The sequence below is a fragment of the Zhenpiania hominis genome, assembly GCF_014333425.1.
GTDB classification, from domain to species: Bacteria; Bacillota; Clostridia; order Peptostreptococcales; family Anaerovoracaceae; genus Hominibacterium; species Hominibacterium hominis.
In genome coordinates this window covers 142,201-168,021 of record NZ_JACRYT010000001.1, presented here as the reverse complement: position 1 = coordinate 168,021, position 25,821 = coordinate 142,201, and the positions used below count along the sequence as shown (strand labels likewise).

Genomic DNA, 25,821 nt, shown 5'->3' with positions numbered 1-25,821 from the left:
ATTTATACTCCAAAGTATTCGGCTGCCGCAGCCAGAGTCCGATCAATATCCGCTTCCGTATGGGCGTATGACAGGAACATAGCTTCAAACTGTGCCGGCGCAAAGTAGCTTCCCTTATCCATCATGAATTTGAAATAATCGGCGTATCCTTTGAGATCGGCTGTCTTCGCGCTTGCAAAGTCCCTGACATTCTGATCGGTGAAGTACAGGGTTCCGATGGATCCGACATGATTGACCTTGCATGGAGCGCCTGCCTTTTTAACGATTTCTTCAAGGCCTCCGTACAGACGCTCACCGAGAGCGTTAATCTTCGTATATACATCCGGATGTTCTTTCAAATAAGTAAGCTGCGTAATTCCAGCCGCCATGGCCACTGGGTTTCCGCTGAGGGTTCCCGCCTGGTAAACCGGACCCAAAGGCGCGACCACTTCCATAATCTCTTTCTTTCCACCGTACGCGCCAACCGGCATACCGCCTCCGATAATCTTACCGAATGTAGACAGATCCGGCTTGATTCCAAGGAGTTCCTGGGCGCCTCCCAGGGCCAGGCGGAATCCGGTGATAACTTCATCGAAAATGAGAACCGTCCCTTCCTCGGTACAGATCTTGCGGATTTTTTCCAGGAAATCTTTTTCCGGAGGAACAACGCCCATATTAGCGGCAACCGGTTCCAAAATCACAGCCGCGATTTCCCCTTTGTAAGCTGAGAACAGCTTCTCCACGCTTTCGAAATTGTTGTACTGGGCAGTCAGAGTATCCTGGGCGCATCCCGGCGTTACACCGGCGCTGTCCGGAGTTCCGCCTTCCGCGATCAGTCCGGAACCCGCTTTTACGAGAAGTCCGTCGCTGTGGCCGTGGTAACAGCCTTCAAATTTGATGATCCGGTTCCTGCCCGTATAGCCTCTGGCTGTCCGCAGGGCGCTCATAGTCGCCTCCGTACCGGAATTTACCATGCGGACCATTTCAACAGATGGCAGAATTTCGCATACCAGCTTTGCCATATCCACTTCTCTTGCTGTAGCCGCGCCAAAGCTTAATCCGTCCTGAATGACTTCTTCCACCGCTTTCAGAACTGCCGGATGATTGTTTCCCAGAATCATCGGACCCCAGGATCCGATGTAGTCGATCATTTTATTGTCATCTTCATCATACAGATACTGGGCCTCGGCTTTTTTTATAAAGCGAGGTGTGTCTCCTACCGCCTGAAAGGCTCTCGCCGGGCTGTTAACGCCGCCTGGTATGTACTTCTGCGCTTCCGTGAAAAGCGCTGCTGATTTTGCTGTATTTGCCATTATCCGATTCTCCCTTCATCGATCATTTCCGCAATTTCTTTTGCAAAATAGGTAATTAAGATTTCCGCGCCCGCGCGGTAAATGCTGGTGGTAGTCTCCGCGATAATCGCTTTCTCATCGATCATTCCCTGAGCTCCCGCCGCCTTAATCATGGCGTACTCGCCGCTTACGCTGTAAGCCGCTACCGGCACATTGACCCGGTCTCTTGTTTCCCGGATAATGTCCATATAAGAAAGAGCTGGCTTTACCATAATAATGTCCGCGCCTTCTTCCAAATCCGTATCGACTTCTTTGAGCGCTTCTCTTCGGTTGTGCCAGTCCATTTGGTAGGTTTTGCGGTTTCCTTTAAAATTATCCGATCCCGCCGCGTCCCGGAAAGGTCCGTAGAAAGCGGAAGCGTATTTGGCCGCGTAGGACATAATCGGGGTATCGATATATCCTGCTTCATCCAGAGCTTTCCGGATGGCTGCCACCCTTCCGTCCATCATATCGGAAGGCGCTACCATATCCGCGCCTGCCGCGACCTGAGATACTGCCGTCTTTGCCAGCAGAGGCAGGGTTTTATCGTTGTCCACGCTGTCGCCTTTGATGATTCCGCAGTGTCCGTGGCTGGTGTATTCGCACATACACACATCCCCGATGTAAAGAAGCTCTGGAACCGCCTTTTTCGCAGCCCGCATAGCCTCCTGGATGATCCCGTGATCATGGTAGGCCTGACTGCCGCATTCATCTTTATGCTTTGGAATTCCAAAGAACATAATATTCTGGATTCCCGCCTTTGCCGCTTCCTCCAATGCGTATGGCAGTGTGTCCGGACTGTAGCGTTTTTGTCCCGGCATGGTCTCGATTTCCCGAATGACCTTTTCGCCTTCCTCTACAAAAATAGGATAGATCAGAGATTTTTTGGAAATTCTGGTTTCCCGAATCATGTCTCTGACCCGTCCGTCCATTCTCAGTCTTCTCGGTCGTTTTGTTAACTCCATGTTACTTTCTTCCTTTCCTGCTCATATATCAGCAATAAAAGCATATTGTTTCTGTTCAGCCGCCCGGCCTCGTATGGTTCTAATTATATGCCACAGAATCTGAAAGAACAAGGGGTCAGTTTTTGTTCAGCCCTTCGTCATTACGGAAGCGTTATAAGCATATGGGGGTCGATCCGGCTTATTCCGCCATATGGATCAGCGTGTCACCGGCAATTCGGTACACCGTCCAATCCTCCATGGGCTCCGCGCCCAGGGATAAATAAAAATCAATGCTGGGTTTGTTCCAATCCAGGCACCACCACTCCAGCCGTCCGCAGCCCCGCTCCACCGCGATTTTCGCAAGCTGCTTCAGCAGGCCTTTTCCATAGCCCTTCCCTCTGTGCTCCGGAAGGACAAACAAATCCTCCAGATAAATCCCCGCGCGTCCCAGGAAAGTAGAAAAATTGTGGAAGAAGAGAGCAAAACCGACTTCCGTTTCTCCTTCCATGGCAAAAATCACCTCCGCCTTCTTTTTCTCGAAAATCCATTCTTTCAGCAACTCCTCTGTCGCCACTACTTCATCCAGCATTTTTTCATAGGCTGCCAGTTCCTTTATAAAATACAAAATTTTTTCTGTATCCGATTCCTTCGCGTAACGAAAGTTTAACTTTGGTTTCATAGTATATTTCCTCCTGCTATTGTATTGTACTCCAATCGAGGAATGCTGTACAGATGCTACGGTGCGACGCGAACATTTTCGCACCTTCAATCTGAGAAGTGCGGATTTCGCGCAAAAGACGCCAAATTAAGAGAGATTTTTAAGGGTTAAAGCGAAAAAAGGCAATTTTTCTTTTGCCTTTTATACATTTGTTCGCGTTTTACGCCACTCAGACCCAAAACATGGGTATTTGTTCGCGCGGGCCTGGATGGGGGACTGTTTTCACTTTTATCACCCGTCTATGGTATCTGCAGAAGAACCGCTAGCGGGAATCTGGGCGGGACCGGACAGCAGATTTCCGTCATAATCAAACCGGGAGCCGTGGCACGGGCAGTCCCAGCTTTTCTCGCCCGGATTCCAGGAAAGCTGACAGCCAAGATGGGGACAGCGGAGGGGACACGGCGTGGAACTTCCCTTCTTCATCTCGATAAACGCCCATTTTTCCGGCAGCGGTACGCACGACGGCTCCGTGCCCCGGTTTTAGATCCCGGACAGTGCTTTTGGGTATCTGAAACAGACGTTTTCCAATGTATTTTACCGCTTTGGCTCCCATGGCCGCCGTCTTTGCCAGCTCCCGCGGGGAAAATCGCTGAGGAGACACAAGCTCTGATACGGGCATCCTCTCGCCGGTAATCTCCGCTGTCAGCAGCAGAGCCGCCGCCATGGAGGAAGTCATGCCCCATTTCTGAAATCCGGAGATGACATACCAGTCCGGTTTGCCCGCCGCGTAACGCCCGATAAAGGGAAGCGGAAAGAATAGGGCATCGAACCCGCGCCGATATACATGCCTTCCTCCTGCCGGGTGTTTTCCAGCGCCAGAACGTAAGAGCGCTCCTGGTGCATTCTTGAAAAATACAGACCAGGAAAGTTTATAAAAGGATAATGGCAGGCGAAGACAATTTTTTCCGCCCGCACGTTCCCCTGTCCGGTCCGGGCTGTATGCCCTTCCACAGAAAGAACCGGGGTTCGTTCATATATAATCAGTTCTGCTATCAGCCCCTTCAGAAACTTTAATGGATGAAACTGAGCCTGTCCTTTCACCTTCACTGCGCCTCCCGCGGCGAAAGGCAGGGGAACCGTGTTTACAAACTCCGCAGCTGCTCCCAGCCGCCGCGCCGCCTCTGCTTGCCTTTTGAGTTTTTCCCTGTCTTCGGAAAAGACAAAGGTTTCCCGTTTTCCGCCATTTCATTCAGCGGCGCCGGGCTCTCCACCTCAGAAGCAGAAAAAAATACAGAGCAAAGATCGCGAGACAAACCAGAAAAAATACAACCTGACCGCCGGTTGAATCCCCCGGACGCTGCCGTATTTCCTGCACAAGTTTTTTCACATCAAGCAAAAAAATCCCCCCTCGGCTCACTATATGCGGGCCGGGAGGGATTTAGACGCGGAAAGCGCCGCGGGAAGTCCAGCTTAGATGTCCAGACTTTCGATCCAGGAAGTCAGGCTTTCCCTGCTCTGACGTCCGTTCAGCAGCTTTCCGCCTTTAAATTCCGCCTTTGGGCAGACTTTCTGAAGGGTCCTAGCCGTATCGCCCAGACCGCTTCCTCCGGAAGTGGCAAATAACACAATCTTTTTACCAGCCATATCGTAGCTTTCCAGAAATGTTTTAATAATGGTCGGCGCTGTGTACCACCAGATGGGAAAGCCCAGAAAAATCACATCATACTGATCCATACCAGGTACGCTTCCGGAAATTGCCGGACGGGAATCCGGGTCATTCATTTCCACGGTACTGCGGCTTTTTTTATCCATCCAGTTCAGATCCGCCTGCGTGTAGGGGAGCTGCGGCTGAATCTCATAAAGATCCGCTTCCGCCGCCTCCGCCAGCGCCTTTGCTGTTTTCGCCGTTACTCCGCTTGCTGAAAAATACGCCACTAATCTCTTGCTCATTTTGTTCCCTCCTACTACAATATATTTATGGTTACGCGCCAAAATATGCCGCGATTTCCTGCATCCTCTTTTCCTGCTTTACATGGAACGGACAGCGCCTTTCACAGTGTCCGCACTGAATACACGCGCCCGCTTTTACAGACAGTTTCTCATAATGGCCCTTTGCCATCTCGTCTCCGGCAAGAGCCAGATCGTAATATTTATTGATCATTCCCACATCCAGACCCTTCGGGCATGGCTGGCAGTGGTTGCAGTACACGCAGACACCTTCCGCGCTGGCCGGGGTAAAGCGGCCGATCACCGAATAATCCCGTTCCTCTTCATCAGCGTCCAGATATTCCAGCACCTGTCGCAGATCCTCGCTGTTTCTTACTCCCGGGAGCACGGTCATAACCGCCGGCCGATCCAGAGCGTACTGGATACACTGTGTTTTGGTCAGCGCCGTCTGAAAGGGCGATGTTTTCGCGTCCAACAGCTGTCCACCGCCGAAAGGCTTCATTACCGAGATTCCCACTCCGTTTTTTTCACATTCCTGATACAGTCGGCCGCGTTCGTCGGCAGCTCCGATGCCGTAAGTGCCTGTAGAGTAATCGTAGGCCGGGTTAATGCTGAACATGGCAAGATCGATTTTCCCCGTATCCAGAAACCGCCGCAGAATCTCCGGGTTGTGGGTGGAAACGCCCAGGTGCCGGATTATGCCGTCCTGCTTCAGATGTTTCATGTAATCCCAGATTCCGCCTTCCATAATTTGATGAAAGTCATCGGTTTCATCGATGCAGTGGACAAAACCGAAATCTGTATAATCGGTACCCATGGTTTTCAGGAGGTCCTCAAAGTTTCTCCTGATTTCTTCCGGGTCTCTGGACCACCCGTACTTTCCGCTGTCATAGACGGCTCCAAAGTGCATCTGCAGATAAACCTGCTCCCGCTGCCCTTCAAAGACGCGGGAATAACAGGAATAGGGCTTCACCTCCGCTGCCGCCATATCAAAAAAGTTGATGCCGCTGCTCCGCGCGAGCCGCAGCGTTTTTTCGATTTCCTCTTCACTCCCCTCGTGAATATATCCCATACCCAGGCCGATGACGCTGATCCGCTCATCGCCGTGGGGAAGTTTTCTGTATTCCATAGTCGCCATTCTTCCCTCCCTCTCTTCTCTATTTATCAGTATACGGCTGGAAACGGTTCCTCGCAAATACTTCTATCGCATGCTTATCTATGCCTTATGGGAATGTCGGGATCAAAAAAGAGCCCTGCACAGCGGCATAAGGCTCTTTTCACACCTACTAATATAGACTTTGTATCACGGTATATTTTTCCGCGTATCCGATGGGATTGTAACTGAGCTTCGCTTTCCGCAGCCCTTCAAGGCCCACGTCGTCTTCCCGGTTTACGATTCGGGAATCCGGAAATTCCTGCACAATGAACTGCTGGTTGATGGTCTGGTACAGTCCCGGGATCTGGGAGTTGGCTTTTTCCACACAGATAAAGGCCATTTCTTCCAGTTCGTTATAATTTCCCATGGTAAACGCTTCCATCTTACCGTCTACGAAAATGGAACCCATGCGGATGCCCGGCGCCACCGGATAACGGAGCACTTCCCAGATTCCGTCTTTTTCCTTATCCAGCCCCTCTTCCTCGGATTTGGCTGTGGCGTACCAGTGTTCGAGAAACGCCCGGATTTCTTCCGCATCCTCTCCGGTAAGACTGCGGTACTCCCATCGCCCATCGTACATTTTTTTGAATTTATTGACCAGATTTTTCTTTTTGTGATAAGCCCTTCCGGAAAGGGTACGCAGCTTTTCCGCGTCGTACAAATAATCCTTCAGGTCGTCCTGCTTGCTGATCTGATAGTATGGATTCTCCTGCAGCTTCAGGTATTCCACCGCTTCCACATCCGCCAGGAAAATCTTTACCGGCCGTTTCAGAACCTTATTGAAATAGTCCTGGGTCAGCTTGAAATAATAAGGCAGATCTTCTTCCCTGCAGGACGGCATCACGGTATACGGTTCCCCGTCCATCTCCATTTTCCATAAAATCGCTTTCCCCTCAATCAGACAGTACTCCAGTTTATTGGATCTGCTCCACAGAAAAATATCCAGAAAGCTGCTGTCACAGATCTGGTTGGGACGCATGGAAAAATACGGCTCCAGCGCTTCCTCCTCCGCCATCGTCAGCTTCTGAAACTGCAGGGTCTCCAGTTCCGGATAAGTACTTTCCTCCGAGCATCCCCTTTGAGGATTATTTCTGACATAGCAGGATTCTTTACTGCATGATGTACATCTCATTTTTAAACTCCTCGCCCTCCTTTTGATCGCTTCCTAATTTTATACCCCAATGTTTCCCATTATAACACGTTTCATGAAAAAACCAAGTTTTTGTCGGTTTCAGTTTACCATATTTTGGTGAGGAAGTACAGGGGCGAGGGGATGGGATGTAATGCGGTGAGCAATTTTGCGGCCAATTCCGTTTTTATTCTGACCGGGAACAAAAAGTTTTCTGAGACTAACTCAGTTCTTTGGCGAAATTTGTTAAATTACATCGAATTATGTCGGAATTATCTGCGCGGCGGAAATAACTCGCGATCCGTTTCCGCATTTTTCCTGCAAATTATCATTTTTTTGTGTCCGTATCATCTGATCGCGCCGACTGGCCATAAAAAAAGAGAGAAAATGTGCCCGGAAAATCTTTTCGGGGAACTGGCCACACGGTTTTGTCAAGCCCGGTTCCCAATGCCATACCTTCCGGGCATTTCATCTTATACGTCATACGCATTTGCCCCAACATCAGTATCCCTTTATAATATAAAGAAACGAAAAGAACAAGGAGCATTTTCATGTATTATTATCCATTCCACGATTTATCCGTTTCCGCCTTGGGCATCGGTTCTCTGCGCCTGCCGGCCAGGCCCGAAGATCCCAACTGCATTGATCGGGAAAAAGCGCAGAAGGTATCGATTACGCGCTGGGGCATGGCATCAACTTTGTTGATACCGCTTATACCTACCATGAAGGAGATTCGGAACGCTTTCTGGGAGAATCGCTGAAAAAACACAATCGGAGTAGCTATTATCTGTCTTCCAAATATTATGTGTCCGCGAATCCGGATATCCGCGCGCTCTTCGAGGAACAGCTCCGGCGTTTGCAGACGGATTATCTGGACTTTTATCTGCTCCACGGGATGGATGAAAATTCCTTTGACGCCTTTACCGATGAAAGCCGGGACTATATCGGATTTCTTCAGGAACAGAAAAGACTGGGGCGTATCCGCTATCTGGGCTTTTCCTCCCATGCCGCGCCGGAAACTCTGAGCCGCTTTTTAGAATGGTACGACGGATTTGATATGGCGCTTCTTCAGCTGAATTACATTGACTGGAAGCTGCTTAACGCCAAAAGGCAATACGAGATTGTAACCGCCCACAACATCCCCATCTGGGTGATGGAACCTATGAAAGGAGGTATCCTTTCTTCCCTCAATCCCAAAGCCGCGAAGATTCTGAAGGATGCCGCGCCGAACCGCTCGCTCGCGTCCTGGGGCTTCCGTTTTCTCATGGGGCTGCCGAATGTACGCACGATACTCAGCGGAATGAGTTCCATTGCACAAATAAAAGACAACCTGACCATATTTGACAAGCCCGATCCGTTAAGCAGTCAGGAAATAAAAATTCTGGAGAAGGCAGCGGACGCCTTTCTCGAGGATCGGAGCGTTCCGTGTACCGGCTGCAGATACTGCTGCTCTGTCTGTCCTGCCGGACTGGATATTCCCCTTCTCATAAAAGGATATAACGAGCACCGGGTCAGTGGGGAAACCTGGCGAATCGCCGGGCTTTCCAGAATCAAACATGGACCGGAATCCTGTCTCCAATGCGGCCTGTGCCTGAAACACTGTCCGCAGAAAATTGAGATTCCGCATATCATGAAACAGTTTGCCGCTGTGCGGAAATAATGCGGTGGATTTGCCGGCTGTATCTTTACGGTCCCGATTCCTCTGAGAGAAGCTAGCTGGCTCGCTTCGGAGCTGGGATTGTAGCCTAAGAGGCCGAAAGGGGCCTGATGGATACAAAAGTTGTGGGTTTGAGAGGATGAATTTAGGAAAATCCGACAAAATCCGAGAATTTCTCAAAGACAAATCCCGCGAACGGGAAAGTTTTGTATCCAAAAGGCCAATTTAACCTAAGCTGGCTACAAACCGACATCTTACGGATTCCCGATTTCCTCTGTTTTCTCGTCCTAAAGTGTTCACCCCCCGGGTCTCCTGCCGTCAAATCCCCCTTGCTTAGACTCCCGGAATCAAGGGGATTAAATCTTTTGGCAGAAAAAAGGATTCACCCCATGGGTTGAAGAGGATGCCTACGCACCACTGCAGCTGCTGCGCGTCCGCAAACAGGGCTTTCGTAAACTGAAACATCATAGGCACTGTCTTACCCTTTCCCGCTTCTGAAAGACTGGTAAAGACAGCCAGCGTCTCGCCTCCGCCGGTGGTTTTCAGCTTTCGCATTTCAAAACAGGAAGCTTCTTCCCGTTCTCCCATAGCAACCAGCAGCATTCCGCCATTTTCCATGCTTTTCTGCAGGGCCCGCATCACTCCGATGACCGAGTCCTCTGACTGTTCTTCGCACGCCTTTTGGATGGCGTTTTCCAGTTCTTTATTTTCATTTAAGTCATATGCCATCTTGGTGTTCTCCTTTTGATTCCGCAGGTTTATCCCGCGCTCTGTTACAGCGATTATATCATAAATTCGCTTTCCCCGAATGAAGATTATCCGCGGTCCCGGATCGCGATCATCAAATATATCAACAAACGGAGCAAAACGCAAAATGTTTCTAAAATCTTCATGGATTTACAATCTGCTGAACCGCACGTTATCTACCAGAATTCGCTCAAAGCTTCCGGACCGCAGATAGGAAAGCACCGCGTCTCTGCTGCCGGAAACGCAGTAATGCTTTGTTTCAAAGGTATCGGAAGAGTTTCCCGCTTCTTCCAGTTCCTCAAGCAGAGTTTTATCCGAACGCCAGACGCTGTCATTGGATGGCATATCCAGATCTTCCCAGATTTCTATATTTTCTTCCAACAACTCCAGATTTTCCAGATAAACCTGCCTTAATTCCCCCGCGCTCATTTCTCCTCGTTTGTCCGATTCTTTCGTGGCCGCGGAAAGATTCAGGCTCAGCCCTGCCTGAAAATCACATTGTGGCTCATAAACCTGCAGCCATTCAATCTGAAAATCATCGCTGTTTTGTTTTATCAGGTCTTCCACCTTCCTCGTCTTCTGATCCGAAAGGGACAGGTACAGATAAGAGGACTGCGGAAGCTTTTCAATCTCCGAAAGCAGGGAGGCAAATTCTTTCCTGGTCAGTTTCTCCTCCTGGTCCTCTGTGTAAAAGGCTCCCAGAAGAATCCGCGCCCGCCCGCCGCTGTCATTTGCGACAGAAAGCTTTCCCCATTTCATTTCCATCGTCACATTAGTCGGACCAATGACCAGATCCTCTTCCGTGTGGTCCAGCAGGTTCATGTTCAGCGTATAGCATCCGAACCCTTCCTTTTCCACCTCTATTCCGTAAACCTCCCGGTAAGGATACATGGTTTCATAGTAAGCCCGCATCACGGAAAGCAGCCTGCTGGGGTTACCTTCATTCAGCTTTTGAGGATTCATATTACACAGGTTCAGCAGGGGACTGACTCCAAGAAAGATCACCACCGCCGCCAGCACTACGGAAATGGCGGATTTCAGCGCGATCTTCCTGATTTTTTTATTGATCATCTGCTCAATCTGCCTGTCAAAATCCGCGTCCTGATCCATTCCCATGGCCTGCAGCTCCTGTTCAAGTTTCCTTTCTTTTTCCATCTCTTTCATCCTCTTCCTCCTTCATCTTTATCAGCATTTTTCTGGCCCTGGATTTTATCTGACGCACGTTTTCCTCTGAGATACTGTATGCCGCGGCGATTTCCCGATTTTCAAGCTGCAGATACACACTGTCGATCATCACCTGGCGGTATTTCATCGGCAGCATGGAAATCATCGCCGCCAGCCGGGCCCGCTCTTCATTTTGAATGTAGTCGGAAAGAAGGTCATCCTGAGACTGCAGACGCAGAAGATCGAAGGGTTCCTCCGCAATCCGGCGTTTTTTCTTCACGAGATTGTAAAAGTCATTGCGAAGCACCCGATTTGCCCAGTAAAGAAAGCTGCCTCCTGCCCGATAGGACAGCAACGCCTTTACAAAGACATCCTGCACCAGATCTTCCGCTTCCGTTCTGTCATGGGTATAGGAACAGGCGATCACCATTAAAGATGTAAAATATTCTTGATACATCGTCTCAATCCGATTTTTCTCCTGATTCTGTCCTTTTTTCGGTTTCAACGAACCTTCCTCCCTCACACACACTTCTATATACTAAACAATCTTGCCCCGGTTTTGTGACAGATTTTCAAAACTTTGTCCCAGAAAAAAAGACAGAAATCGCGAAAACAGCTCCAGGATCTCTCCCGCGGCCTATTTCCCTGATTCTGTCGTTTTCACGTTTCTTTCAGTCCTCCCTTTACTCGGGAAGATATAACTCCGCAATGGAATACAGCGCGGTTTTTCCACTGAGAAAAAGCTTTTCTCCCTCTCTTCGGCAATAGAGAACACCTCCCCGCGGGGATGCCTGATAGGCGGTCAGCATATCTTTTTTCAGCAGTTCCATCCAGTAAGGAGCAATGTGGCAGTGCCCGGAACCGCAGACCGGATCTTCGGCAATTCCCAGCTTTGGCGCAAAGCTTCTGGACACACAGTCGTATTCTGTTCCCGGCGCGGTCACATGCAGCAGCAGCCCTTCCTGCCCCCTGATTTTTTCCGGATTGGGATTCAGCTCTCTCACGGTCTGTTCCTCCTCGAACACACACAGTAGATCTCTTCCCAGAAAGGCTGCCGACGGCTCCGCGCCCAGGGCCTCAATTATGGAGTCTGTTATTTCTACAGAGCGCAACTGATAAGACGGAAACTCCATTTCATAAAGATCTTCCTTTTGTCTTACGGTCAACTGCCCGCTCATGGTATCAAACACAACCACATCCAGCTCAGGCTCCGTAAAATTCAAAATTACCGATGCTGTCCCCAATGTAGCATGTCCGCACAAATCAATTTCCCCTTCCGGAGTAAACCAGCGCAGCTTATAGCTGCCGCTGTTATTTTCTTTCACTGCGAAAGCGGTTTCGGACAAGCTGTTTTCCCTTGCGATATCCTGCATCCGCTTCTCATCCGGCCACTTTTCCATCACGCAGACAGCCGCCGGATTCCCGCCAAAGACCCTGTCTGTAAACGCGTCTACCACATACTGTCTCATACGATATCATTCACCACACAATCCGGTTTTTCTCCAAATTCAATCCGTCTTACGTTTTCCCACATGTGGTGGTGCATCCGCTTAAAGCTCCCGGTTGTCACGCCGCCGATATGGGGGGAAAACAGTATCTTCCCCGGATTGTCCTCCGCGAATTTTACTACCGGATTTTCCTTTTGCACAGGCTCAGGAAAGACCGTATCCAGACCGGCCCCTGCCAGAGTTCCCACTTCCAGCGCTTTACATAGCGCGTCATTGTCGATCAGTTCTCCCCGTCCGGTGTTCACAATATACGCGCCCCGTTTCATCTGTGAAAACCGGGTCGCGTTCATAAAGCCCACCGTTTCATCATTTACCGCCATATGAAGACTCACAATATCGCACATTGGCAGAAGCTCGTCCAGAGGTTTGTAAGTAAGATGAAGCTCCTGTTCAAGTGATGCCTCTTTCCGGTGCTTTGTATAGTAAAAACACTGGCACCCGAATGCGTGAAGACGGGCGGCAGTGGCTTTTGCAATATCTCCCATCCCCAAAAGTCCCACCGCGCAGTCCGCAAGGTCGGTAATTCCTTTGACCATGAGATGCTCTTTCCGTTCAATCTGCCTTCCGGCCAAAACCGCCTCATGTCCGGGCACTACAGTCCGTAGAAGCCCCAGCATCAGCAAGACGGCCTGTTCCGCCACAGCTGCCGCGTTTCCGCCTTTATTATTGCATACATAGATCTTTTTTTCAGAAGCCGCTCTGACATCGATCTTGTTGTAGGCCACCCCTTCCGAATGAATCATTTTCAGATTTGGCATGCGATCGATCACATAGGCCGATACTCCGCTGATGGCGTCCGCCAGAATCACGTCCGCATCTCCTCCCGCCCGCAGAAGCTCTTCATCCTCAGAGCCTACTGGGCAGTAAACCACATCATATCTGCCGATAATTTCTTCTCCCGGACTGAATTTCTCATATCGCTGCGGATTTCCGATTACCAGAATTTTCATCGAAATTGTTTCCTTTCTTTTAATTTCTTGTCCCTGCCTTTTCGAATATTTCTCAACCGCAGAATCCCTGCCGGATTCGGCCTGTATAAACAATTCCCCGCATAATCAGAAGAACCGCCAGAGTAAAGCCAATAAAGCTTAAGCCCGGTGAGTCATCCGCATCTCCCAGCAGAAATAAGGCAGTTCCCGCTCCTGCTCCAAGAATAATGAGTAAAGCTGTCTTCATGAATTCAGGGTATCCAGTTCCGCTATATATTGTTTCGTTTCCTCTTTCTCCGCGTCCGTTCCCGCCGCGGGTCGGCGCGCCGATCAGTTCTTTTGTCTTTTCGATGGCATATTCTTTTACTTCTTTATTCATATTTGAATTCCCGCTTTCAATTTTTTCTTTATTTTACCATGTCTCGCTGAAGCTCCGCAAGGGGGGGGTACTGGCGCTGGCGAAAATACTGCCCAAATTCCGTTTTCCCTTCTGTTCCCTCCGCACCCCTGTCCCAAGCCAGACTGATTTTCAAGATTTGGGACGAAATTTTCCCGTTTATGCCCCCTGAAATCCGACAACTCATCTGAATCCTCCCGCATTCCCGTTTCTCGATCCCTCCAGCCCACAAGTTTCGTACCAAATTCCCAGTTTTCAATCTGTTTATGACAGAATCGAGCGGAATCGGAAAAAGGACGCCGCCCTAAAGCGACAGTCCTTTTTCAGCTTTCTATTATGAATTTTTTACAATTAAACCCGCTCTACCGTTCCTTCCCAAGTGCTGACGGTCTTCGCTTTTGAGCTTTCATCATACCAGTGTTTGGTCACGGTCTTCGCCCGGGTATAGAAACGCACGCCGTCCTTGCCCAGAACATGCAGATCGCCGAAGAAAGAATCTTTATTTCCTGAGAAGGGGAAGTAGGCGGTCGGTACCGGAATTCCCACATTGATGCCAACCATGCCGCCATCTGTCAGGAACTCGAACTTGCGGGCGTAATATCCGCTTTGGGTAAAGATCACCGAGCCGTTGGCAAATGGATTGGCGTTCATGATTTCCAGCCCTTCGTCAAAGTCCTTAACTCTCTTGATCAGCGTAACCGGCCCGAAGATTTCGCGGTCGCCCACTGACATTCCCGGTTTTACGTGATCCAGAATGGTCGGTCCTACAAAGAATCCTTTTTCATATCCCGGCACGACAATATCCCGTCCGTCCAGAACCAGCTCAGCGCCTTCGTCCACGCCTTTCTGAATCCAGTCGCATACTTTTTCCTTGTGAGCCGCGGAAACAACCGGTCCCAGCTTTGTTTCCGGATCATAAGCGCATCCCACCTTCAGAGCCTCTGCTTTTTCTTTCAGCATGGCTACAAACTTATCAGCAATACTTTCCTGCACGACAATGACCGGAAGAGCCATGCAGCGCATGCCGGCGCAGCCGTATGTAGAATTGATAATCGCGTTTGTCGCGCTTTCCAGATCCGCGTCTTCCAGAACCAGCGCGTGATTTTTCGCCTCACACTGTGCCTGCACCCGCTTGCCGTTGGCGGAAGCGACGGAATAGATATGCTTTCCTACCCCGGTAGTGCCGACAAAGGTGACCGCCTTTACTCTCGGGTCATTCAGGAAGATCTCCGATTCGACTCTGCTGCAGGTTACCAGGTTCACAACTCCCTTCGGGAATCCCGCTTCTTCGTAGAACAGCTCCAGGATCCGCATGGAAGTAAGGGGCGTCAGACTGGCGGCTTTGAGGACAACGGTGTTTCCGGTGGCAATCGCCAGCGGCACCATCCAGCCCCACGGGATCATAGCCGGGAAGTTAAAGGGTACAATTCCCGCCACCACGCCAAGGGGCATCCGATAGCTTGCCGTGTCAAACCCTGTCGTTACCTGCAGAGCCGCTTCCCCCTGGATAATGGAAGGGAGCGCGCAGGAAAACTCCGTCGGCTCGATGGCTTTCAGAATATCGCCTCTGGCCTCATCCAGATTCTTACCCAGCTCTTTGGAACACAGAACCGTCAGTTCTTCCAAGTGTTCCAGCAGAACGTTCCTCCACTTGAACATCATCTGTGTACGGGCGCTCAGGGATTTTTGCGACCATTCCGGAAACGCAGCCTGCGCAGCCGCGATTGCCGACTCCACTTCATCCTTTGTACAGCACGGAACTTCCGCGATTACCTCACCGGTACTTGAATCTGTAACGGGCATATATTTGGAAGTCCTGGATTCCAGCCACTCACCGTTCACACAATACTTTTTACGTTCGATTGTCATTTTTCACACACTCCTTAATTGATAAATTCTCCGCTTGACAAGTCGTGTTAAACGTGCCAATATACTTATAACAAATAGCATTTTGCGGCTTTCAGCGCTGAAGGGAATTCGTTTTCTTCAGCGCTGCCTTGTCGGCCGCTGTTGTTATATCTGTTATACCATACCGCCTTTTTTTAAGAAATGGGCGCGCGTATCCATTTTCATACATCGCGAGTTCTATCAATAGAACTTTTTCATAGCTGGAGGTGCATTTTGAGCTTATCACTGACAACTTCCGACTGGATGATGGTCACAAGACTGATCTACCGCATCAACTGTATTGATGCGATTGAGGACTATCCCGGTGAGGTGCTGCGACTTTTAAAACCTATGGTTCCTTTTTCACGAGGGATTTTTAATCTTCTTCAGAAAAAAGAGGACACGACTGCCGCGAGTCGCCTCTGTGGTTTCCATTTTCCGGAAAAGGAATTAGAGGAAATTACCGAACAGGAGTTAAACAGTAATTTTTTTCTGCAGAGCCTGTATTTCGATTTTTCCGCGAAGGTTTCACGGGGTCCTTCCCTGACTGAGCTGAATCACAAAAATATTGCGGGGATCGGATTCTTTCCTGACAGCGTGCAGCACGCGCTGACCATGATCCTGCAGTATAAAGAGGATGTTCTCGGCTATCTGATCCTGCTCCGGGAAAACCGGGAAAGTGAATTCATCCGCAGAGACATGTGCGTACTGGAAGAACTTCACGCTCATATCTCCCTGCAGCTTTCCAAACTTCTTTCTCAGAAGCCTTCCGCCGAAACGGAAACAGTACTGCCGGTATGGGAAACCTTGTTTCAGCCCTACGACTTATCCAAAAAAGAAATTGAAGTGGTTTATTACTTCTATCAGGGATTTTCCGACGCGGAAATTTGCCAGAAGCTGTTTATTTCCAAGTCCACTTTTAAAAAGCACGTCAATCATATCTATCAGAAAATGAAGCTGAACAACCGGGTGGCGTTGCTGAAATGTGTGGATAATACTCTGGAAAAGGCAAAATAAAAGAAAACGATCATCGGGAAGCGTCTTGTTCCGCAGGATCGTTTTCTTTTTTATAAGTGTCTAATGCCTGAATTTCTATGTTTCCTGTATCAGTTCGGTTATAAATTTTCAGAAAAAAAGCGGCCGCCGCAGCGACCGCTCTATCCTAATCCCATTTTATTCATCTGCATGGGCAACTTCTTACCCTTCAATCTGAATCAGTTTCTTAGTCTCTTCTTTCGGTTTTGCCTCCTTCTTCGGAATAAAGAGTTCCAAAACTCCGTGCTTAAACTCTCCCTTGATATCCTCTTCTGTCACAATATCCCCTACATAAAAGCTTCTGCTGCAGGCGCCGGAATACCGTTCTCTATGGATATAAGATTCTTTCTTATCCTCTTTCTCATCTTTTTCAATCCCTTTTTCCGCGCTGACGGTCAGATATCCGTTTTCCAGAGAAACCTGAATTTCATCCTTTTTGAATCCCGGCAGATCAATTTCAACCTTGTAGCCTTCATCGGATTCCCTGATATCCGTTTTCATCAGATTCTTCCCCCTGTGTCCGTACAGCTTTTTCTCCATCCGTTTCCAATCCTTATCATCGTAAAACGGAAAACCCCAAAAGTCATCAAATAAATCTTTTCCAAAAATACTCGGTGTCATACTTCATCTCTCCCCTCATCTATTACAATCTATTTTTTACGTTTTTATGTGGTCATCGGAATCTCCTTTCGATCCCTTTCCCTTTCCACATCTTTATTATAGCACTTTTGTTAGCACTGTCAAGAGGTGAGTGCTAATTTTTCTGAATTTTTTCAACCATTGTAAAATCAAGGGTTTGCACATTTCTAAAATCCTTATAATCCTGTTTTTCTATGCTACTACACCTTTACTACACCATTTTTTCTGATTTTAGTGTACTAAACGCCTACTACTTTTTCATATTTTATGATTTCTTCCTTTACATCTTTTATATCCTGTACGGATTTTAGTTTTTCAGTTCTGAGAAAGGATTAAGTCGCTGTACTGAATTAATTGGCTGCTGCAATAAATTTTGGAACCAGAAAAGAAAACGATCGAGGAACGTTCCCCGATCGTTTTGAATCCATAAAAATCTGTTTTTCAGTTCAGTTTACTGGAGCAGTTGCAGAACGCCTTGCGGGATCTGATTTGCCTGAGCCAGCATGGCCTGAGAAGCCTGAACCAGAATGTTGTTCTTGGTGTAAGCCATCATTTCCTCTGCCATGTCCACGTCACGGATTCTGCTTTCCGCAGCCGTCATGTTTTCGGTGGTTACGCTCAAGTTGTTGATGGTGTGTTCCAGACGGTTCTGAAGCGCACCCAGATCGCCTCTTGTGGAGGATACCGTATTAATGGCATCTTTGATTAAATCAACCGCAGCTTTTGCTCCTTCTTGAGTGCTGATATCAATATTGGCAATGCCTAAAGCTGCAGTGTGCATATCTCCTACAGATACAGTCATCTGGTTAAAATCGTCTGCTGTATCTCCGATCTGCAAAGTTAGGCCAGTTCCGCCAGAGGATAAAACTATATCGCCTTTATACAAGATATCATGTTGATCAATACCCGCATTCGCATTATCAGCCGCGGCCACTTCAAATTCCATACCCGTAACTCGGCTGATTGACGCAGCAACATTTGCTGCGTCATTAGCAGCTGTATAAGTAGCAGCATCAAGTTTAATAACTGTCACATCAGATGCAACATTCTTAAGATTTGCATCTGATGAGCCCGACTCAGCAAAAATAAATTTCTTGCCATCAATTTCAAATACAGCATCATTGATATCTTCTGCAGTTGGAACTGTAGTTCCTGTTCCATCTACAACTGTTACTTTACTAAAATCCAAAATCTGGTACGAATCCTGGCCTTCGACAACCCCGTCAATTGCGCCCGCTGCTGTATCAACAACACCAGCCTTTGAGGATGTCATATTCAAAGCGGTAATCTTGGCACCATTACTTCCAGCTTCAATACTTGTGAATTTCAGAGCATCCGTATCTTTGCTGATATCAAAGGAACTTGTCAGACTACTATTCTTCTTTAGTTCGTCAAGGATCATCTGCTGAACTTCACCTTTTTTAGCAGCTGAATCGGTTACTTTGTATTTGCTTCCATCTGCTGATTGGAATGTAGTTGCGTCAATCGCAGTTAGTTCAACTGTTGCTGATTTGGAGTCTCCATTCACATCGGTCCAAGCTACAGTATAGGAAATCTTATCACCTTTCGCTATTTTTCCAGTTCCATCCGCAAAATCTGCAGAAGTTGTAGAAGCGGTAACTACCTTTGAATTTGTTACTGCAATCCCATCTGAAATATTACCACCACCGCTTAATGAACCATCTAGCAAATTAATTCCATTGAAGTTGGTCGCATCGGCGATCCGGTTGATTTCATCCTTCAGAGCATCCATTTCCGCCTGCAGATTTTCACGGTCTACTTCATTCTGATAGGTACCGTTTGCGGACTGGTCAGCCAGTTCCACCATACGGTTCAGCATGGAATGCACTTCGGTCAGCGCGCCTTCCGCAGTCTGTACCAGAGAAATACCGTCGTTGGCGTTCTTCTGCGCTGTTTCCAGACCCGTGATCTGGGCTCTCATTTTTTCGGAAATCGCCAGACCGGCCGCGTCATCACCAGCACGGTTGATACGGTAACCGGAAGACAACTTTTCCAAATTCTTGCTTACTGCGCTGTTGTTGTTGGTTAAGTTACGATAAGAATTTAAAGCTGCAATATTGTGTTGGATTCTCATGATTAATTTCCCTCCTTAGAATTCATGAATCGGGGATTCCTTTCCCCTTGAAATTGATTTTCACTCCCTGCCTTTTTTATCATTGGAAAGGAATGATAAAATGTTCTCCTGCTTTCGCAGGAATGGTGTCGGCAGAAATGTCGTCACCATCATTTCTTGACGCGTCAAACACGGATAAATAGGCACTTTTCAGTAAATGTTCTTATTTATCATGTTCATTTATTTTATCGTCTCTTCGGAAGAAAAATATAAGCAAAAAAACAAAAAAAGTTTTAATTTTAACAAGAATGTTGAAATTTCAACGTTTGAACAGGTATTTTTTTAGTACCTATACAGTACTGTTCTGTATTTCTGAGAGTGTGTAGTTGTAAGGGTACACAGGGGTTTTCGCTTTACTGAAAGTACCTGTACAGTACTTTTGTAAAATCATTGGTGCACTTCCATAAAACCATTTTACTATGTAGAAGAAAATATGATTTACTAAGGAGGGAAATTATGCCAACTTATTTTAATGAAAAGAGCCAAACTTGGTACTGTAAATTTTATTACCGCGACTACCGTGGACGTAGCTGTCAGAAGAAAAAAGGAGGATTTCGACTGCAAAGGGACGCCCAAGAATGGGAGCGTTCCTTCATTCGTAAATATGAAGGGAGTCCGGATATGACCTTTTCGGATCTTTATGAAATCTACGCAGAAGATATGCGCCACCGGCTGAGACATTCGACAATGATTACAAAGGAGCATTTAATCCGGACAAAGATTCTTCCCTATTTTGGAGATCTTCCCATCAGCCAGATTGAAGCGCCTATAATCCGGAGGTGGCAAAATGAAATGGGAGCTTTTCGCATGAAGAACCGAAAAGGGTATTCGCAGACGTATCTGCGGGTTATGAACAATCAGCTGTCCGCGATTTTAAATTATGCAGTTCGTTATTACCGCCTGCCATCTAACCCATGTCACAAGGCTGGGGCAATGGGCAAAAAGGCTGCGCCGCGGAAAACGTTCTGGAATTTTACAGAATTTCTGACTTTTTTAAGCTATTTTGAGGAAGGGTCTCAGGCTCATCTGATCTTTTCAATGCTTTACTATACGGGGATCCGAATTGGAGAACTGCTGGCTCTGACAGAGGAAGACTTTTCGCTAAATGGATCGCTGGTGTCGATTAATAAGTCCTATTATCGAATCCACAAAAAAGATATGGTTACGCCTCCTAAAACGTTCAAAAGCGAAAGGGTGATTGCTCTTCCACAGTTCCTCGGGGAAGCGGTTTGCCGCTATCTGCGGCAGCGAAAGCCGGGTTCCGCAGAGCGGATTTTTTCTTATTCAAAGTATTTTATTGCAAAATTTATGAAAGAAGCCTGCGTAGTTACGGGCGTGAAGAGCATCCGAATTCATGATCTGCGGCACAGTCATGCCAGCCTTCTAATCGAAATGGGGTGCAGTCCTCTGTTGATCGCGGAGCGGCTTGGACATGAAAATATCGAGACAACCCTAAATACATATAGTCATCTGTATCCAAACAAGCAGAAGAAGCTGGCCGAGGACCTGCACGATCTGTATTGTGTTAAAAGCCCGAATCGCGTAAAGTGATGCATACGCAAAGTGTAAGGAGACGCCGATACTTTGTGGAAACGCGTATCTTGCTGTCTGTTTCTCCTATAGCAAAGCGCCCGGGTGCAAGCCTGCAATTCGCGGATTTGTGCCCGGGACCTGCTGATCGAATGAGGGTATCGCTCAATTATCTGTATTTTGGTGACTGAGCGATACCCTCATTGCGTTTGCGCAAAAACAGTGACTTCATTATCTATATGTCTTCCGCACAGTTTTTGTTAAACCAGAATATCAATTTTGTGATTTGACGGAGGTTCAGGCACCGATGCTTTTAGCTGCTCAATCAACTGTGCCGCCTGCTGCTCTTGTGAATCCATCGCTTTCTTTGTGACGGATAAAGATGCCTGACTTAAAACGTTTGCTGTGCTGTAAGCAATACTTGCTCCAGCAATTCCATCAATGCTCATACTCCCACCTCCTTTGGTTTATAAACTTATTGTAACACGATTAGCATATATAAAGAAGAATAAATTTGCACTTTAAGAGGATAAGGTGCTTTTTTACTGCCATGGCCGCTTGATAACATTATCGAGAGGCCATTCGTCGGAGAACTGGCGGTTTGGTCGCTCGCCCATCTCTACTGGATCGGATTTCCGTAATTTCAGTCTATGCAGACTTTGTCTGCTTCGCTGTCCGTTTTGTCAGCAAATCACTGGTGTTCTTGAGACAAAAAGGTAAGAAAGCACCCTAACTCGCTGACTCTTGCGATCAGCATGTGGAAATGAGAATCTTGAAGACCATTTCCCTTCGTTTCAATCATTCCTTTCCAATGATAAAAAAGGCAGGGAATGAAAATCAATTTCACGGGGAAAGGAATCCCCGATTCATGAATTCTAAGGAGGGAAATTAATCATGAGAATCCAACACAATATTGCAGCTTTAAACTCTTATCGCAACTTAACCAACAACAACAGCGCAGTAAGCAAGAATCTGGAAAAACTGTCTTCCGGTTACCGTATCAACCGTGCTGGTGATGACGCGGCTGGTCTGGCGATTTCCGAAAAAATGAGAGCCCAGATCACGGGTCTGGAAACGGCTCAGAAGAATGCCAACGACGGTATTTCTCTGGTACAGACTGCAGAAGGTGCTCTGACTGAAGTACATTCTATGCTCAACCGTATGGTAGAACTGGCGGACCAGTCCGCAAACGGTACCTATCAGGATGATGTTGACCGTGAAAACCTGCAGGCCGAAATGGATGCTCTGAAGGACGAAATCAACCGGATCGCTGATGCCACCAACTTTAATGGTATCAACTTGCTGGATGGATCACTTTCCGCAACTGGTACTTCTAGCAAAGCGAATGTAGATCTTTCCAATTTGACTGGTAATCTGGCTGGTGCAGTTGCTACAGTAGATGCAGTCAAAGGCGAATATGAAATGAATACAGCATTGGCTCAAGTCACTCAGTTAGCAAATGGAGACACTCTGGATTATACGTTTACCATTACAGACAGCAACGGCGCTACGCAGAACGTGACGGTTACTTTTACAGTGGCAAATAGTGCAGCTGGTACTGCAAATAAAGCTCTTGTAACAGAGGATGGATCTATTTATGAATTAGGAACAGCAGGTACTGCTGCAGCTACCGAAATTTCAGCTGCATTGGTAACGGAATTGTCTAAAAATTCCGCAATTAAAGATAACTTTACAGTAACAGATGCTTCTCAGAAAATTCATTTTGAAGCAAAAGAGGCTGGCACGCTGGCACCATCTATTACTGGAGTTGCTATTTCGTCTACAGTAGCTGCTGCTAATGGTGGGGCTCCTAGCTCTGTAGATAATTCAATGACAGTCTCTGCTAAAGCTGAGGATGCTTTTGATACCATCGATCTCAGCAAAGCAACTATCTATGATGGAACAAATCTGGATAAAGCTACTTTTGAAATCAACGGTCAGAAATTTGTATTTGTTGCACAAAATAAAGTGGATGCCGATACACTGGCTGCTATGAAAGCTGCAGGTGTAGAACACTATGTTGAACTTGCAGGTGGAACAATAGGGAATAATGATGTTGCGGCCATGGCAGAGAAGATCAGCATGGAGACCGGACTGAAAGTGGAAACCGGTACAAATACTGCTGGTGTATGGACTCCTGGAGCGAATACAACAATTGGATTGAGATCCAACACTGTTGGAAAGGCAGGCGGTGGTCTGACATTACAGATCGGTGATACATCCGATGACTTTAACCAGATGACCGTATCGGTCGGCGATATGCATACTGCAGCTCTGGGTATCAGCGGTATTGATATCAGCACACAGGCTGGCGCGCAGGCTGCCGTAGACAAGATCAAGGCTGCCATTAATACGGTATCCTCCACAAGAGGTGACTTGGGCGCGCTCCAGAACCGTCTGGAACATACCATCAACAACCTGAGCGTAACCACCGAAAACATGACCGCTGCGGAAAGCAGAATCCGTGACGTAGACATGGCGGAAGAAATGATGGCTTACACCAAGAACAACATTCTGGTTCAGGCTTCTCAGGCTATGCTGGCGCAGGCCAATCAGATCCCGCAGGGTGTTCTGCAGTTGCTTCAGTAACAGCCATACCCCTAGGGGATGATACAACGGACAATACTATTTAGCTGTGACGGGCGGCTGGATTCCTTCCGAATCCGGCCGTCTGTTTGTATCCACAGGAGGAACCAACTGATGACTGTCAAGCTTTCCCAATGTATGATCGTGAAAAATGAAGAAACCAATATCCGAAAGGCTCTGTCCTGGGCAAAGGACATCGCCTTTGAGCAGATTGTGGTGGACACCGGTTCCACAGACCGGACGGTGGAAATTGCGGAGGAAATGGGGGCGAAGATCTATCACTTTGAATGGATCGATGATTTTTCCGCTGCCAAAAACTATGCCATTGAGCAGGCAAAAGGCAGCTGGATTGCCTTTCTGGATGCCGATGAATACATGGAACCGGAGGCAGCTCGAAAACTCCTGCAGCTTCTGGAACGCATTGAAGCAGAGCCAGACAAAACAAAAGCCCCAAATCTTATCCGTCAGCCCTGGATTCAGTTAGACGATCATGGGAAAATGTTTGCCTCTTCTGCGCAAGATCGTTTTTTTGAAAACAATGGGATCCGCTATCAAAACCGAATCCATGAACAACTGTTCTGCTCCTCGCCTAATCAGGAATTACGGGCCTATTTGACGGGAATGGACATGGCTATTTACCATACCGGCTATGCCAAAGAAGCCTACGCCAGAACGCAGAAAGCCCAGCGAAACATTGAACTTCTGGAACGGGAACTAGAGCAGGATCCGAAAAACTACATGAATTGGAGATATCTAGGGGATTCTTATTTGTTGGAAGGAAAAATACAGGAAGCACTGAATGCATGGGAAATCTGTGCAGGATCTCCTGATTCTCCGGAACTGCGGATTGCCAGAATCAGTGCTGCTAGTAATCTGATGCGTTTTTATATGCAGACAGATCTTAAGGAACAGGAACTGCTCACTCTCTACCAGACGTTTTCGCAATATGAGAAAGATATTGAAGATATCGAATACTGGATGGGATGTTACTGCATGCGCAAACAGTGCTGGAGAGAAGCTGTTGCACATCTTTCCAAAACTCTGGATTTACTGGAAGAAAAAAAGATTTCCAGCATGTGTTATGCAGCCGGTAAGGTGCCAGAGATCTATCAGGATCTGGTCCGGGCCTGCGAAGCTTCCGGAGATCCGGCCGGAGCCGTCCGCTTCGCCTCGGTATCCCTCAATATGCAGTCCCGGCAGGAACCCCTGCTCACCGCGCTACTCCGGATCTTTCAGAAACACGGCGAATCCCCCGACGGGGTCTTCGGCTTTCTCACAAAGCTTTATGACTTTCAAGACCCACGGGAAACCCTCTTTGTCCTGAAATGCGCCAGACTGGCCGCTTTCCGCTCCCTGGAGGATCGGCTTCTGGAACGGCTGGACGAAAAGACCCGGCAGGATCTGCTTCCTGCTACTTCCGCGGAAAGCTGGCGTACTTATGAAACCCTCTTTCCACAGCTTCCGGTCCGCAACAGTCAGGATGCCCACCTTGCCAGACTGGCCGCCTTCCTGCGCCGTCAGACGCCGGAGGAACTTTTAGCCTACCTGCAGTTGCGTCTACGGCAGCTCCGGGAAGAAAACGAACAGAACTACGTTAACTATTGCGCTTCCTTCCATCAGATTCCTTTCTGGGGGACTCTGGATCCGGACACGGAGAACTGGAATGTGCTGCAGCGGAGAGCCGCGGCACTGCAAAGCAGACTGGAGGACTGGATTGGTCTGTATACCCGTCTGGCCGATCATGCTTCCCGTCAGACGTTGTTAGCTTTGCTGGAAAACTGGATCAATCTGGATTATCGGCTGCCTGCTCAGGTTCGGGATTACGGCTGTCCCTATTTTGATCTGGATCGGATGTCTCATGGAGAAGATGCCGTGTTGGTGGATGTGGGCGCGCATAAGGGAGAGACGGTACAGAACTTTGTGAAGCTGTTCGGGGAACGCTACCGCAGCATTTATTGCTATGAATGCAATCCCAATCTGCTGGAGCCGCTGCAGGAAGCCCTGCAGTCTCTGGATCGGATCGTGATCAGCACCTCGGCTGTCGGATCCCGGCGCAGTGAGGGAGAATTTCTTCTTTCCGAAGACAATGACCTGCTTTCTGCCTTATGGCTGCCGGATCCGGATTCCGAGTCTTCTTTCGAGACATCGGAACTGGTTTCTGTCGTTCCACTGGATGAAGAGATTGCCGAACCCGTTTCCATTCTCAAGATCAATGTCTGCGGTATGGAAGAGGAGGTCTTGAAAGGCGCGGCCAATCATATCCGGAAGGATCGACCTCTGCTGGCCCTGGCGGCCTTTTACCGATATGATCAGTTACCGGATCTGATGGATACGGTTCTGGAAATCTGTCCGGATTACCGTTTTTATCTGCGGCATTACGGTGGCAATCTGGTTCCCACCGATTATGTATTATATGCCCAATGTGACCGTTAAGCCTGATTTTGTGAAAGAAGGAGAGATACAC

Annotated in this window: 24 protein-coding genes and 1 pseudogene; 6 read left to right on the top strand and 19 right to left on the bottom strand. The window is 48.0% G+C overall.

Annotation, left to right across the window (positions count from 1 at the left end; translation table 11 throughout):
• Positions 1-2: 2 nt before the first annotated feature.
• From hemL to H9L42_RS00800, 8 genes and pseudogenes are all read right to left on the bottom strand, one after another.
• Positions 3-1,292: a glutamate-1-semialdehyde 2,1-aminomutase gene (hemL, locus tag H9L42_RS00835; RefSeq protein ID WP_187301573.1), complete on the bottom strand. Its 1,290-nt coding sequence runs from the start codon at positions 1,290-1,292 to the stop codon at positions 3-5.
• A complete protein-coding gene (gene hemB / locus H9L42_RS00830) occupies positions 1,292-2,275 on the bottom strand; it encodes a porphobilinogen synthase (protein ID WP_187301572.1) in 984 nt (327 codons plus the stop codon). Before hemB ends, hemL begins: the two co-directional genes overlap by 1 nt.
• A 178-nt stretch (positions 2,276-2,453) precedes the next feature.
• On the bottom strand, positions 2,454-2,933 hold the full coding sequence (locus H9L42_RS00825) for a GNAT family N-acetyltransferase (protein WP_187301571.1): 480 nt from the start codon (positions 2,931-2,933) through the stop codon (positions 2,454-2,456).
• Between the two features lie 270 nt (positions 2,934-3,203).
• Positions 3,204-3,395: a Rieske 2Fe-2S domain-containing protein gene (locus H9L42_RS17230; protein ID WP_187301570.1), complete on the bottom strand. Its 192-nt coding sequence runs from the start codon at positions 3,393-3,395 to the stop codon at positions 3,204-3,206.
• A 249-nt stretch (positions 3,396-3,644) separates the two neighbouring features.
• A pseudogene (locus H9L42_RS00815) lies at positions 3,645-4,115 on the bottom strand (FAD-dependent oxidoreductase); the annotation flags it as partial.
• 267 nt (positions 4,116-4,382) lie between these two features.
• Positions 4,383-4,862, bottom strand: a complete 480-nt coding sequence (locus H9L42_RS00810; RefSeq protein WP_187301568.1) for a flavodoxin — start codon at positions 4,860-4,862, stop codon at positions 4,383-4,385.
• Positions 4,863-4,893: 31 nt separating this feature from the next.
• Entirely contained in the window at positions 4,894-5,997 is a 1,104-nt protein-coding gene (locus H9L42_RS00805) for an aldo/keto reductase (protein WP_243235586.1), read from the bottom strand.
• A gap of 148 nt (positions 5,998-6,145) precedes the next feature.
• Positions 6,146-7,147, bottom strand: coding sequence for a DUF2156 domain-containing protein (locus tag H9L42_RS00800; protein WP_187301567.1), 1,002 nt, complete (start codon positions 7,145-7,147; stop codon positions 6,146-6,148).
• Between the two features lie 548 nt (positions 7,148-7,695).
• On the opposite strand from H9L42_RS00800, the gene H9L42_RS00795 reads away from it, so the two are divergent.
• Both H9L42_RS00795 and H9L42_RS00790 read left to right on the top strand, forming a co-directional pair.
• Positions 7,696-7,905, top strand: a complete 210-nt coding sequence (locus tag H9L42_RS00795; RefSeq protein ID WP_187301566.1) for a hypothetical protein — start codon at positions 7,696-7,698, stop codon at positions 7,903-7,905.
• Positions 7,812-8,804 (top strand): aldo/keto reductase, encoded by a 993-nt coding sequence (locus H9L42_RS00790; RefSeq protein WP_346726277.1) that lies wholly within the window; start codon positions 7,812-7,814, stop codon positions 8,802-8,804. The genes H9L42_RS00795 and H9L42_RS00790 overlap by 94 nt, the downstream gene beginning before the upstream one ends.
• Before the next feature lie 330 nt (positions 8,805-9,134).
• Here H9L42_RS00790 and H9L42_RS00785 read toward each other — a convergent pair whose 3' ends face one another.
• The 8 genes from H9L42_RS00785 to H9L42_RS00750 form a co-directional block, all read right to left on the bottom strand.
• The gene (locus tag H9L42_RS00785) at positions 9,135-9,530 is read right to left on the bottom strand and encodes an SseB family protein (protein WP_187301564.1); all 396 of its coding nucleotides are present in this window, start codon (positions 9,528-9,530) and stop codon (positions 9,135-9,137) included.
• Positions 9,531-9,698: 168 nt separating this feature from the next.
• The gene (locus H9L42_RS00780; RefSeq protein ID WP_187301563.1) at positions 9,699-10,712 is read right to left on the bottom strand and encodes a sigma factor regulator N-terminal domain-containing protein; all 1,014 of its coding nucleotides are present in this window, start codon (positions 10,710-10,712) and stop codon (positions 9,699-9,701) included.
• Positions 10,681-11,217: an RNA polymerase sigma factor gene (locus H9L42_RS00775; RefSeq protein ID WP_187301562.1), complete on the bottom strand. Its 537-nt coding sequence runs from the start codon at positions 11,215-11,217 to the stop codon at positions 10,681-10,683. The genes H9L42_RS00780 and H9L42_RS00775 overlap by 32 nt, the downstream gene beginning before the upstream one ends.
• 178 nt (positions 11,218-11,395) lie before the next feature.
• Positions 11,396-12,181, bottom strand: a complete 786-nt coding sequence (locus H9L42_RS00770) for a PhzF family phenazine biosynthesis protein (protein ID WP_187301561.1) — start codon at positions 12,179-12,181, stop codon at positions 11,396-11,398.
• Positions 12,178-13,170 carry an NAD(P)-dependent oxidoreductase gene (locus H9L42_RS00765; protein ID WP_187301560.1) on the bottom strand — a complete coding sequence of 331 codons (993 nt, stop codon included), beginning with the start codon at positions 13,168-13,170 and terminating at the stop codon, positions 12,178-12,180. Before H9L42_RS00765 ends, H9L42_RS00770 begins: the two co-directional genes overlap by 4 nt.
• Before the next feature lie 52 nt (positions 13,171-13,222).
• Positions 13,223-13,528: a hypothetical protein gene (locus H9L42_RS00760; RefSeq protein ID WP_187301559.1), complete on the bottom strand. Its 306-nt coding sequence runs from the start codon at positions 13,526-13,528 to the stop codon at positions 13,223-13,225.
• A gap of 28 nt (positions 13,529-13,556) precedes the next feature.
• A complete protein-coding gene (locus H9L42_RS00755; protein WP_187301558.1) occupies positions 13,557-13,733 on the bottom strand; it encodes a hypothetical protein in 177 nt (58 codons plus the stop codon).
• A gap of 164 nt (positions 13,734-13,897) precedes the next feature.
• Complete coding sequence (locus tag H9L42_RS00750) at positions 13,898-15,415, bottom strand: CoA-acylating methylmalonate-semialdehyde dehydrogenase (RefSeq protein WP_187301557.1); 1,518 nt, start codon at positions 15,413-15,415, stop codon at positions 13,898-13,900.
• 252 nt (positions 15,416-15,667) lie between these two features.
• Between H9L42_RS00750 and H9L42_RS00745 the strand changes: the two genes are divergently transcribed.
• Positions 15,668-16,450, top strand: coding sequence for a helix-turn-helix transcriptional regulator (locus H9L42_RS00745; RefSeq protein WP_187301556.1), 783 nt, complete (start codon positions 15,668-15,670; stop codon positions 16,448-16,450).
• A gap of 180 nt (positions 16,451-16,630) precedes the next feature.
• Here the strand turns inward: H9L42_RS00745 and H9L42_RS00740 are convergent, their stop codons facing one another.
• Positions 16,631-17,089, bottom strand: coding sequence for an Hsp20/alpha crystallin family protein (locus H9L42_RS00740; RefSeq protein ID WP_187301555.1), 459 nt, complete (start codon positions 17,087-17,089; stop codon positions 16,631-16,633).
• A gap of 469 nt (positions 17,090-17,558) precedes the next feature.
• Positions 17,559-19,202 carry a flagellin N-terminal helical domain-containing protein gene (locus H9L42_RS00735; protein ID WP_187301554.1) on the bottom strand — a complete coding sequence of 548 codons (1,644 nt, stop codon included), beginning with the start codon at positions 19,200-19,202 and terminating at the stop codon, positions 17,559-17,561.
• Between the two features lie 495 nt (positions 19,203-19,697).
• Between H9L42_RS00735 and H9L42_RS00730 the strand changes: the two genes are divergently transcribed.
• Positions 19,698-20,792, top strand: coding sequence for a site-specific integrase (locus H9L42_RS00730; protein ID WP_187301553.1), 1,095 nt, complete (start codon positions 19,698-19,700; stop codon positions 20,790-20,792).
• A 239-nt stretch (positions 20,793-21,031) separates the two neighbouring features.
• Here the strand turns inward: H9L42_RS00730 and H9L42_RS00725 are convergent, their stop codons facing one another.
• Positions 21,032-21,220 carry a YjfB family protein gene (locus H9L42_RS00725; protein ID WP_187301552.1) on the bottom strand — a complete coding sequence of 63 codons (189 nt, stop codon included), beginning with the start codon at positions 21,218-21,220 and terminating at the stop codon, positions 21,032-21,034.
• 445 nt (positions 21,221-21,665) lie between these two features.
• Here H9L42_RS00725 and H9L42_RS00720 point away from each other — a divergent pair, with 445 nt between their 5' ends.
• Positions 21,666-23,360: a flagellin N-terminal helical domain-containing protein gene (locus tag H9L42_RS00720; protein ID WP_187301551.1), complete on the top strand. Its 1,695-nt coding sequence runs from the start codon at positions 21,666-21,668 to the stop codon at positions 23,358-23,360.
• Between the two features lie 111 nt (positions 23,361-23,471).
• Positions 23,472-25,790 carry an FkbM family methyltransferase gene (locus H9L42_RS00715; RefSeq protein ID WP_187301550.1) on the top strand — a complete coding sequence of 773 codons (2,319 nt, stop codon included), beginning with the start codon at positions 23,472-23,474 and terminating at the stop codon, positions 25,788-25,790.
• Positions 25,791-25,821: the final 31 nt, after the last annotated feature.